At 53.8% G+C, this 11,485-nt stretch carries 9 protein-coding genes; 3 read left to right on the forward strand and 6 right to left on the reverse strand.

Annotated elements, in window-relative coordinates:
- The first annotated feature begins 250 nt into the window (after positions 1 to 250).
- The gene (locus tag P1P86_16205; GenBank protein MDF1576729.1) at positions 251 to 1,363 is read left to right on the forward strand and encodes an ATP-binding protein; all 1,113 of its coding nucleotides are present in this window, start codon (positions 251 to 253) and stop codon (positions 1,361 to 1,363) included.
- Positions 1,364 to 1,391: 28 nt separating this feature from the next.
- Here P1P86_16205 and P1P86_16210 read toward each other — a convergent pair whose 3' ends face one another.
- The 3 genes from P1P86_16210 to P1P86_16220 all read right to left on the reverse strand — a co-directional run bounded on the left by P1P86_16210 (position 1,392) and on the right by P1P86_16220 (position 6,125).
- Complete coding sequence (locus P1P86_16210) at positions 1,392 to 1,988, reverse strand: fibrobacter succinogenes major paralogous domain-containing protein (GenBank protein MDF1576730.1); 597 nt, start codon at positions 1,986 to 1,988, stop codon at positions 1,392 to 1,394.
- Positions 1,989 to 2,078: 90 nt separating this feature from the next.
- Positions 2,079 to 2,678 carry an FISUMP domain-containing protein gene (locus tag P1P86_16215; protein MDF1576731.1) on the reverse strand — a complete coding sequence of 200 codons (600 nt, stop codon included), beginning with the start codon at positions 2,676 to 2,678 and terminating at the stop codon, positions 2,079 to 2,081.
- Between the two features lie 159 nt (positions 2,679 to 2,837).
- The gene (locus P1P86_16220) at positions 2,838 to 6,125 is read right to left on the reverse strand and encodes a PDZ domain-containing protein (GenBank protein MDF1576732.1); all 3,288 of its coding nucleotides are present in this window, start codon (positions 6,123 to 6,125) and stop codon (positions 2,838 to 2,840) included.
- 97 nt (positions 6,126 to 6,222) lie between these two features.
- Here P1P86_16220 and P1P86_16225 point away from each other — a divergent pair, with 97 nt between their 5' ends.
- The gene (locus P1P86_16225) at positions 6,223 to 6,723 is read left to right on the forward strand and encodes a DUF3592 domain-containing protein (protein MDF1576733.1); all 501 of its coding nucleotides are present in this window, start codon (positions 6,223 to 6,225) and stop codon (positions 6,721 to 6,723) included.
- Here P1P86_16225 and P1P86_16230 read toward each other — a convergent pair.
- The 3 genes from P1P86_16230 to P1P86_16240 are packed head-to-tail and all read right to left on the reverse strand — an operon-like array spanning position 6,693 to position 10,037.
- Positions 6,693 to 7,868 carry an amidohydrolase family protein gene (locus tag P1P86_16230; protein MDF1576734.1) on the reverse strand — a complete coding sequence of 392 codons (1,176 nt, stop codon included), beginning with the start codon at positions 7,866 to 7,868 and terminating at the stop codon, positions 6,693 to 6,695. The two genes, P1P86_16225 and P1P86_16230, sit on opposite strands and share 31 nt — an antisense overlap.
- Position 7,869: 1 nt before the next feature.
- Complete coding sequence (locus tag P1P86_16235; GenBank protein MDF1576735.1) at positions 7,870 to 9,300, reverse strand: hypothetical protein; 1,431 nt, start codon at positions 9,298 to 9,300, stop codon at positions 7,870 to 7,872.
- A complete protein-coding gene (locus P1P86_16240; GenBank protein MDF1576736.1) occupies positions 9,297 to 10,037 on the reverse strand; it encodes a glucosamine-6-phosphate deaminase in 741 nt (246 codons plus the stop codon). The genes P1P86_16235 and P1P86_16240 overlap by 4 nt, the downstream gene beginning before the upstream one ends.
- A gap of 159 nt (positions 10,038 to 10,196) precedes the next feature.
- On the opposite strand from P1P86_16240, the gene P1P86_16245 reads away from it, so the two are divergent.
- The gene (locus tag P1P86_16245; protein MDF1576737.1) at positions 10,197 to 11,372 is read left to right on the forward strand and encodes an alpha/beta hydrolase; all 1,176 of its coding nucleotides are present in this window, start codon (positions 10,197 to 10,199) and stop codon (positions 11,370 to 11,372) included.
- The last annotated feature ends 113 nt before the right edge of the window (positions 11,373 to 11,485 follow it).

Consider the following 11,485-nt stretch of genomic DNA (forward strand, 5'->3'; position numbering starts at 1 on the left):
TCCCGACTTTGTTCTTTTTCTCCCTAACGGACACCCTTACAAGATAATGGGATACCCAAAAATGTAAAAATCAAGCACCTAAAATACTGATTTTCTCAGTTTCAATAAATCACTCCGAAAACAGTGATGAAAACAGGAGAACTGGCCAGGGCACCGAAAGTTCGCCCATCAGTCTGCGATCCAGTGTCTTTATTTTGAAATCCGGAGAATATTCCATATATTGCGTTACATATATAATGTAACATATATTATGAAAATCAATCCCTTCCTGTTAAGCGGCTATATATCGCACGAATACTTCTGTGACAGGGAGTTAGAAACGAATAGATTAATTAATGCCATAGAGAACCAACGGAATATCACCCTTATTTCCTCCAGAAGAATGGGTAAAACCGGCTTAATAATGCATGTTTTCGATTATATTTCAAAGAATTCTTCCTACGTTCCAATCTACTTCGACATCATGGGCACCACCGGGTTCGGAGAGTTTGCGGAAGTCTTCAGCAATGCCTTGCTGCAGACAATTTCCAAAACCGAAAGTGCCTGGAAAGGATTTCTGAGAAAACTGTCGGCACTCCGGCCAAGCCTTGGTTTCGATTCCCTCACAGGCGAACCAAGGATATCACTGGATATCCGGAATGAACAGGAACTGGATTTAACCCTGGATCTCGTATTTAGCCTGATAGCACAAAAGAAAAAGTTCTTTGTTTTTGCGATCGACGAGTTCCAGCAGATTGCCTCTTATCCGGAAAAAAATGTTGAAGCCCGACTGAGAGCCTATGTGCAGAAGGCAAACAACATCAGCTTCATTTTTTCCGGCAGCAGGAAGCATATGCTGGCTGATATGTTCTCACAGCCTTCGCGTCCGTTTTTCAACTCCACAGAAATGATGTTTCTGGAAGTAATCGACCGAAGTGCCTACTTTGCATTTATCAGGGCGCATTTTTCAGAAAGAGGAAAAACAATTGATGAGGAAGCGCTGAATCGCATCGCCCAATATACCGGTCTGCATACCTTTTATGTGCAATTCCTCGCTAATCGCCTGTTCAGTTCTTTCAAAAAGACAGGGGTCAGGGAAGTGGACCAAAGCATCCAAACCATCCTGCATGAAAATGAACCCATCTACGCCAACTACATCAACCTTTTGACCATTACCCAATACAAGACCTTAAGAGCCATAGCCCTGGAAGGTGTCGTGGAGAATCCCACCTCCGGGAATTTTCTGGCCCGGTATCGGCTTGGTGCAGCCAGCACAGTATCCCAGGCAGTTTCAAGCCTGACCGGAAAGGAATTTATCCATAATGACGCAGGCAGGTTGAGTGTTCAGGATAAGTTTTTTGCCCAATGGATCCGGTCCAGATAGCTCCGGGAAGAGCAGCTGTTTGAACGGCTCAATCGTGGAGGCAGCGGACCGACATCCCGAATTTCTTTTTTCCGCTTCCGGCCTTCAGCAGGTTCCCGTCATATTTCACATAGTGGAAAAAGGCCTCCGTACGGGATTTTTCTCCGGTGGACCAGAAAAAACCCATTTCGCCCATAAAGGGGTAGGAAGAATCCCGGGGATCCTCGAGGTAGCCTCCGGGTAAGGCGGAAAAACCACTTTCGTTACTGGCTTCTTCAGTGTGCGAAATCCAGTAAGTACTCATTTTCTTGATTTTACTCCCGGCGACTGCCTCTCCACCCAGGTAATCTGCCAGAGTCTGCCATTCTTCGCCGGAAGGAAGATGCCAGCCATCGGGACAAACTTCCATGGCCGCTTCCCAGCAATAAACCCGGCCAAATACATCCGTCAGACCGGCATCATTCGGGAAAATCACCTTCGGGCCTTCGAAGGCATAGTCCAAATTTTCGGCCATCCAGACCTGAGTGCCTATGGTGACCGTCTGGTACACCGTACCATCCCTCGGATCCATAAATACATCGTAGTCCTGTGCGGTGAGTGTGATACTACACAGCAGCAAGAGAATGCTGGTAAAAACCTGGTTCACAACCGTTCGGTTAAATCATACTCTTGGGTCGCAAAGTATGAATAAAAACTAATATAATGCAGAAATCCCTGAATCGCTTAACAGCAAGAATTATTCATCCTTCACACAGCGAACGGACATGCCCCAATTTTTATAGAAATGGCCTATAGACAGGTCTGACCCGCCGAAATCAAGCCCCCGGCCTATGGCAGATGAAGCCGTTTTCTCGGTCGAGGACCAGAAATGAGCCAGGTAGCCCATGAAATGATAGTTGGAAAGATCCGGATACTTCTGGTAGCCGCCGGGCACGGCAGAAAATCCACTTTCATTGTTAGCTCCCTCGTTCAATGTCAGCCAGAGCTTGCCGGGCAATTTCATCTTATCTCCAGCAATATCTATACCTCCAAGTGTCTCTGTTAAGGCGGTCCACTCACTGTCTGACGGGAGATGCCATCCATCCGGACAAACTTCCAAGGCCACTTCCCAGCAATAGATCCTCCCGTAGGCTTCCGCCAGACTTGGATTGTTTGGATAAATAACCCCATCACCTTCAGCGGTAAAATTTAAATTTTCGGCCATCCAGACCTGAGAACCAATTTGAATCGTTTTGTATACCCGGCCATCGCGGGCATCTGTAAAATCACCGTATTCCTGAGCAGTGAGAGATAAGCCAATGAATATTAACCAGGCGCAAAAATTGATCTTTTTCATGATTGGGTGCTTAGAGTTCTTATCTGTTAAATAAAAATATATCTACTCTCATTACATATCGGAGAGCTCTTTCCTGATAATTCACTGAGAGATGTACCTCAATCTCTAACTATCCGTAAACCCCGGTAAAACACCGGGATTTCGGACTACAGACCCGGCCTATTTCCTGACCCGGACGGGATACGGAGGACGCACGGGCTCTCTGGGCGGATTCTTCCTGAGTTGCTCCAGAGCCACCTCGATGGCTTTATCCAACTGCGGATCCCCGCCTGCGATGACCTCTGCCGGTGTCTGCTCCACTTCGATATCGGGGGCAACGCCCACATTCTCCACGATAAATCCATCTTCGGTCCAGATGGCCACATTGGGTGCCGTGACAAAGCCTCCATCGACCAGCTCGGGGAATCCAAGGACCCCGACCAGTCCGCCCCAGGTGGTCTTGCCCACCAGGGTTCCCACATTGAACTTACGGAACATCCAGGGGAGCATATCGCCTCCCGAGCCGGCATTCTCGTCGATAATCATCACCTTGGGCCCCTGGATGGAGGCGCTTGGCGATTTGAAATCATTGGTATAGCGCATGTTCCAGTGGGCCTGGTAAGGGCGCATCAGGATATCGATGTAGTAGTCGGCCAGGGATCCGCCCCCGTTATAACGTTCATCGATAATAATGGCCTTCTTATCGGCCTGGGGAAAGAAGTAACGCTTGAAATACTCGTGTCCGGCCCCGGCCGTATTGGGGACATAGACATAGGCCACCTGTCCGCCGGTGGCTTCATGCACCTTTCTCAGATTTCCCTCCACCCAGTCGCGGTTCCGCAGGGCATATTCGCTCTCCACCGGGACCACCTGAATCTCCCTGGACCCGCTACCATCGGGATTGGGGCCTACGGTCAGATAGACGATCTTTCCCGCACTGTTCTCAAAGGGCTGGTAAAGGTTTGTGGCGGCGGTCAGTTCCTTCCCGTTTACCCTGATCAGGTATTCGCCCGCCTTTACATTCAGTCCGGGCTCGGTCAGCGGAGAACGAAGTCTGGGGTTCCAGTTGAGTCCCTCAAAGACCTTGACAATCCGGTAGCGCTTATTCTCCACGGCAAAGTCGGCTCCCAGCAGTCCGCCTTTCACCCCTTCGCTTGCACCCAGCATATCGCCGCCTCCCAGGCGGTGGTGCCCCACTCCCACTTCACTGCACATCCACATCATCACCTTGTTCAGATCATTCCTGCAGCTCAGGTGCTCCAGGAAGGGAGCGTATTTCTCCTTCATGGCCGGCCAGTCGGCCCCGTGCATGCCGGGATCGTAAAAGTAATCGCGGTTGATGCGCCAGACCTCATCAAAGATCTGCGGCCATTCGGACAGGGGATCGATCTTTACTTCGATGGCGGCCGTATTCAGGTTCCCTTTCTCCGGGTCTGGCTTGGCTCCTGCATCGGCAATGCCCCATTTTGAAGCTTTGCGGTAGAGCATCTTCTTCCCGTCGGCACTGAGCACATACGAGTCGATCTCTGCCACCTCCTTATCCTCCCGTTTCTCCAGGTCGTAGAGATGCATGCTCCGTTTCCCTTCACTCCGTACCAGGTAAATCAGCTGGTTCTCCCTGGCCGATCCGAGTCCGCTCAGGTCCCCTCCATCCACCGGCAGATCGATGATCCGGTTCTGGATCCCCTCCAGGTCAATTTCTACCTTTTTCACCTCCTTCTCCGGTTCCTCTTCTTCTGCCTCCTTCTTTTTCTTCCCCGGCTTGTTTTCTTCCGCCTCTTCCTTCTTCTCTGCCTTCTCTTCGCCAGCCTCCTCCTCATCGCTCTCTTTGGCAAAGGGAGAGAGGGTCTCTTTCTGCAGGGTGGCCAGGTAGATATGGCTGGTCATCTCCATGTCGGCACTGGACTGGTCAAACCAGTTGACCACCGGGCCGGCATCGGTGGATGCCAGGAAATAGAGGTATTTGCCCCCCCGGTCGAATACAGGCTCTACGGCATTGCTCAGTCCGTCCGACACTTCAAAGGACTTGTTCTGCTCAACCGAATACAGGAGGACCTGCTCAAAATTGGTCCTGGTAAGCCTGGTATAGGCGATCCACCTGGAATCGGCCGACCAGTCGCCATGCGCCGGCCGGAAGGGTCCGGGCCGGTACAGAGCATCGGAATTGATTTTGGTCACTGCACCGGAAGCCAAATCCATCAGATAGAAATTTCTTCCGTTGTCCACGTAGCTGAGCTTCTTACTGTCGGGCGACCAGTGAATATCGCTGTAGAATCCTGTCCCTGTAAGCGGAAGGACCCTGGCCTCCCCGCGGCCGTCCTGCGGCTTGATATGCAGGGCATATTCCCCGGTGGCATCGGAAAAATAGGCCACCTCTTTTCCATCGGGCGACCAGGCCGGGTATTTCTCATGGGCGCTGCTGGTCAGGGTCAGGTTGCGCGGATCGCCCTTATCGGCAGGCAGCGTGAAAATCTCCCCCCTGAAATCGAAGACGGCTCGGGCTCCGGACGGGGAGACATGGGCCGAACGGATGTAGCGGTCGCCCTTCACATAGCGGGGACGAAGCTCCAGCAGGTCGGTGGCAATGCCGATAGTCAGTTTTTCGGACCTGGCGTTTCCGGTATCGAAGGTGTGCAGATAACCCTCCTGCTCGTAAATGATCTGCTCTTTATGGTGAGAAGCGCTGATGATGGGGAAATCCTCATACTGCGTCAGCTGCTTTACTTCCTTGGTTCCCGTATGATAGCTAAAAAGGTTAAACTCCCCGTTGCGGTCGCTGAGGAAGTAGATCAGATCACCGATCCACATGGGGTTTATATCGTTGCATCCCCCTTCGGACCTGGGAATTTCTGTTTTGGAATGGTCCTCAAAAGAGAAGATCCAGAGGGTGGACATGGTCCCTCCGCGGTAGTTCTTCCACTGCCTGAACCGGTCGCCTATGGGAGTGTAAACCATGGAACTTCCATCCGGTGAGTAAGAGGCATGGTAGGCATTGGGGATCACCAGCTTTTCCGGGAACCCACCTTCCAGGGGGACCGTGAACAGCTGCAGGAACCTCCCTGTATGGACGTTGCGCATGGAAAGGAAAAGGACCTTCGAACCATCGGGAGTGAACCCGGCCACCTGGTCGGCCATGGGATGCCAGGTAAGCCGTTCGGGGATCCCCCCCTCTACAGGCAGAAGAAATACATCCGTGTTTCCGTCGTACTCGCCGCTGAATGCAATATGCTTTCCATCGGGCGAGAAATGGGGCCTGGATTCTGTGCCCTCACTGATGGTCAGGCGCCTGGGCTGGCTGCCGTCCAGCCTGGCCACCCAGAGGTCGTTGGCATAGATAAAAGCGATGTGATCCTGGCTGATGGCGGGTTGCTCCATCAAACGGGTATCGGTGGGATCGATTCCCGAAAGAGCCATGCTCGTTATACCCAGCAGCAGTGAAAGTGCTGCGAAAATTCCTGCTTTCTTCATAAGTATTTAAATTTTATCGGATGTTTAGCTGAATTGAAAACTCAATTTAGCGATTTGTTTTTATTCTGCATGCCGTGTATATTTAACAACACCTGAAATGAAAGTATACCGCATCAGTAAATGGGCCTTTGGAGGGATCTGCCTGTTGATCCTTCTGCTTCCTGTTTCCCGTTACTGGCAATTGCTGGCCACCGGCGACCGGACCACCGGCACGGTGACCCGGTATGTGATGCGGATGATCGATAAGCTTCCGGGTCAGAGCTACCCGGCAGAGGTCAGTGAGATTGAATTTCAGGCGGAAGGGGTCGTTTACAGGGCCTACGGGCCGGTCAACTATGAATACCAGGACGGGCGACGGCTGACTGTCATTTACAGGCCGAACAATCCCGCGGAAAACTGTGTGTTCACCTTTACGGCTTTTTACCTGGACAACTACGTGGTGCTCCCGATTATTCTGCTCACCCTGTGGTACGCCTTCTACCTCACCTTTAACAACTACAGCAAGCGCAGCAAAAAGTCCGGGGGCGGGGCAGCACCTTCCGGAGGGCGGACAGCGCGGTCTTCCGCTCACCCGCTGCGAAGGATCCCGTTCTTATAAACCTGATTGATAGTGAGGCTGCAGGCCCCCCCGTCCAGCAGTACCAGGTCGGCCGGAGCCCCTACCCGGAGTCCGTCGCCCATAGCCAGGTTCATCAGGTTCAGGGGGTTGACCGATCCCATCTCCCAGGCCCTGGTCAGTCCGCACATAAAACTCATCTTCCGCACCCCCTCCAGTAAGGTGCCGGCAGAACCGGCCAGCAGGCCGGGATCGCCCTCGCGGTGCAGCTTACCCGCGGGAGTCAGTTGTACGGCCCCGGTGGATGGCGAGATGTAGAGGCCCGGCTCCATTCCGGTGAAGGACATCCCGTCGCTGACCAGGATGGTCCTTTCTTTTTTAATTCCGGAAAATACCTTCAGAACCGAATCGGGCAGATGAAAGCCGTCTGCTATCATGCTTACATACAGTGTTTCACTGGCCAGCTGATCCCAGATATAATTGGGGTGGCGGGGAAGTACCGGGTGGCACCCGTTCCCCAGATGGGTCGACAGGGTGGCTCCGGCTTTTACCGCCCTGAGAATCTGACCGGTATTTGCTGCCGTGTGTCCGATGGCCACCACCATGCCCAGTTTTACACAGGCCCTGATCAGTGCTTCGCATCCGGGGAGTTCCGGGGCCAGGGTGATGATCCTGATCAAACCCTCTGCCTCCTCCTGCCAGCGCTCTATTTGCGGGATATCCGGATCCAGGCAATACTCCTCCGGGTGGGCGCCCCGGGGTCCTTCCTCCCTGGAAATAAAGGGACCCTCCAGATGAATGCCTCCGATCATGCGCCCTGCCAGACCATCCCTATGACGCAGCTCCTTCAGGGTCCTGATCAGGCAGGAGGTTCGACCGGCAGGTCCGGTGATCAGGGTGGGGTAAAAGCGGGTAACTCCCTCTTCGAGCAACAGCGGGGCCACTTCTTCCACCTGGCGGGGAAGCAGTTCCGGGTCGTTGAAATCGACTCCTCTCATTCCGTTGATCTGCAGATCGACCAGACCGGGTGCAATCACAGGAAGCAAGGATCTGCTTTTTTCGGAGGAGAACGATGCTCCCCCCTCTTCGCTTATGCTGTAGATGGATCCGTTTCGCATTCCCAGCCGGATCACCCGGCGGCTTCTGTAATGGATCCCTTCCAGGATAGTATGTGGCTCTTTATCCATGTCAGGGTTTTTTTAAGGGTTTACTGAGCAGGAGTCCCACCAGGCAGTACAACAGGAAAGTGACCGCTACCGGCGAGCCGATTTCAGCCGCCAGGGGAATCTCGACAATAAATTTAGCAATCACAAAGGTAAGCAGGCCGCTCCCGATGGACAACAGGGCAGCCCGGTGATCCATCCGCTTAAAGGCAGGAAGCAAGCCCATCATCATGGGGACCGATACCGGTCCCAGCAGGGCCGCAAACCAGGAGATGATCAGTCCCAGTACTCCCCCGAAGGTATCGGCGTTCAGGGCAATGAGGATGGTGAGCGCCAGGAAGCCCGCCGAGGTAAAGCGGATCACCCGCAGGGTCCTGATTCCCTCCCGGCGCTTTGGAAACAAATAGGGGATGATATCCCGGTTCAGTACTGCGGTAATGGTATTGGCATCGGAGGAGGTCATGGTCAGGGTATTGGCAAACATGGATGCCAGAACCAGGCCAACCAGTCCGGGCGGCAGAAACTCCAGGGCCAGCCGGGCATAGGAGTTCTCCGGATTCTCCAGGGAAGGGAAGAAAATGGGGGTGCACCACATGGGGAAAAACAGCACCAGGGGCCACAGCAGGTAGAGCAGGGCCGACAGGCGGGCCGATTTCCTTACACTGGCTTCGGAGGGCTGGGAGATAAAGCGTGTGGCCAGGTTCCAGGTTCCCCCGTTGTAACTCAGAAAATTGAGTACCAGGAAGGTAAGGGCGAACCAGATGGTATAGGGCTCCGGAAAGGGATTGGTATGGCCGGCGGGCAGGCGTTCCCAGACATGCAAAGCCTCCCGGATCCCTCCCAGCTCCGCGACTACCACTACCAGCATCACCACCCCGGCCACCAACTGGATCGAAAACTGGAAAAGGTCGTTCCACACATCGGCCCAGATCCCCCCCAGGGAGATATAGACCAGGGAGACTCCCCCTGCCAGCAGGATTCCGGCCATCACGGGCAGACCGGTAAAACCGTTCAGCAGGATGGCTATGGCGGCCCATTTGGCAGCGATATCAAAAAGCTTCAGGCACACTCCGCTCCAGGCAATGACCTGCTGGGTGGCCCGGTTGTAGCGCCGGAGCAGGTATTCGGTGGGCGACTGGATCTGGTACCTGATCCGCAGGCGGGCCCAGGCCGGTGACATAAAGGTGGAGCCTGCGATCAGACCGGCAAAGATGGTCAGGGCCCACCAGAAATAGACCGAGATCCCGTAGGTATAGGCCAGGGCAGCATAGGCGACAAACACGGCCCCGGAATAGCCCGATACATGGTGGGAGATCCCCGCCAGCCACCAGGGCAGTTTCCCTCCCGCCACGAAAAAATCGTCCGGACTCTTTACTTTTTTCCGGAAGGCCCAGACTCCGGTACCTATAAGTCCCAGAAAAAAAAGAATGATAATCAGGTAGTCGATTCCTGTCATGTAGCAGTTCCTTTCAGCAAGGAGGCAGATTCTTTATCCAGGAAAAGGCAGGCATCTGCATGGGTGGTAAGAATAGAGGCAGGCACAAGGGGCGAAACAATCTCTTCCAGGGTGTTCTTAACCGCTATGGCCTTCCGGGCATCAGGCACGCTGCAGATGATCGTTTCTGATTTCATGATCTGGCGGACCGACATGCTGATGGCACGCGACGGGACCGACTCCAGGGAAGGGAACCAGCCCTCCCCTATTTGCTGGCGGCGGCAGGCTTCATCCAATTCCACCACGATATAGGGATCTTCGGTCCCGAAATCGGCCGGCGGATCGTTGAAAGCCAGGTGGCCGTTCTCCCCGATTCCCACGAAGGCCACATCTACCTGGTGCTTTTCGATCATCCGGCCCAGCCTGGCACACTCCTCTTCCGGATTGGCCTCTCCATGGATGGGGTAGAAAGCTGCAGGTGAAACCAGGTTCACAAAGCGCTCCCTCAGATATTTCCGGAAGGAGGCCGGATGGCTTTCCGGTATTCCGAGGTACTCGTCCAGGTGGAACACAGTAACAGCAGACCAGTCCAGGCCGGATCGTACCAGTTCGCCCAGCATTTCAAACTGGGAGGCCCCCGTAGCCAGGATGATGGTGGCCGAGCCCCTCCTCCCGATGGCCCTTGAAATATGGCCTGCCCCTTTTTCCGCAGCTGCTCGTCCAAGGGCAGCCTTGCTGTCAAGAATGGTTATTTCCATAAGCCCTGGAATATAGTCATAAAGTACTTATAAAATTGCTGAAAAAAAAAACATCCTCCCTGATCCAAAAATAACCGGGAGTCCTGAGAGTTCTTCTTTTTGCTTATCTTCATGTACTACCATGGACCATGCATTTTCATTCATTAAAAAATTGTCCCAATGAAATCCTTACACCCTTTCTTCATGTCTCTCTCCCTCCTGCTCTTCGGCCTGTTTCTCCTTCCGGTTTCGGCACAGGAGTCGATGCTCTGCGTGGGAGCCCACTGGAGCGAAGATGATGCCAATCTGAAAATGAAAGAGTTCCGTTCTTCCTGGAACAACCTGGAGTCCTGGGAGGCCCGGGCAGATTTGATCAGGGAAGGCATCATCCAGGGGATGCAGCTTGAAAAAATGCCGGTGATCGAAGGGCATTTCCATCCATGGATCCGCCACCGCAGGGAGATGGACGGCTACGTGGTCGAAAACATCGCCGTGGAGAGTTTCCCCGGATTCTGGATCACGGGAAATCTCTATACCCCCCTTCAGCCGGGGGAACTAAATCCTGCCGTGCTCTGTCCGCACGGACATGCTGCCGACAAACGCTTAACCGCCGATGTTCAGATCCGCTGTGCCGCCCTGGCCCGTATGGGAGCCATTGTCTTTGCCTACGACATGGTGGGTTATGGAGAGTCGCAGCAGGTCACCCACCGGATGCCCATTGCCCTGCTGCTGCAAACCTATAACAGCAGGCGGGTTCTGGAATATTTGCTCTCCAGGCCGGACGTGGACCCGGAACGAATCGGGATGACCGGCGGATCGGGCGGCGGCACCCAGACCTTTATGCTTACAGCCATTGATAAGCGGATCCGCGTTTCGGCACCGGTGGTACAGGTGTCGGCCCATTTTTTCGGAGGATGTGTTTGCGAAAGCGGGATGCCCGTACACAAAAGCGGGCATCATCAGACCAACAATGTGGAGATCGCAGCCCTCTGCGCCCCGCGCCCCCTGCTGCTGGTCTCTGACGGGGCCGACTGGACCCGCAACACTCCCCGGATCGAGTTCCCGTATATCCGGCAGGTCTATGAACTGTACAAGGCCGAAAACAGGGTGGAGAATGTACACCTGCCCCTGGAGAAACACGATTACGGGCCCTCCAAAAGAGCCGCCGCTTATAATTTCCTGGGGCACCACCTCCGGCTCAACCTGAATGCCCTTCCTTATGACCATGGATACCGGGAGGACTTTGTGACCATCCTGAAAGCTGAACAACTGAAAGTGTTTGACATTGACCATCCTCTTCCGGAGAATGCCCTGCAGGGCGACGAAGCCGTCATGGAATACCTGGGCATCCGGTGAAAGGGCAAACGGGCCTCCCCCGGACCGGGAACAGATCCTAGCGTGAGTTTATCACGAGATAAAGTCTAAAACGCTATAACTATCAGGGACACATAAAGATAGGCCTCATTTAT

It is taken from the genome of Bacteroidales bacterium (assembly GCA_029210725.1).
Lineage (GTDB): Bacteria > Bacteroidota > Bacteroidia > Bacteroidales.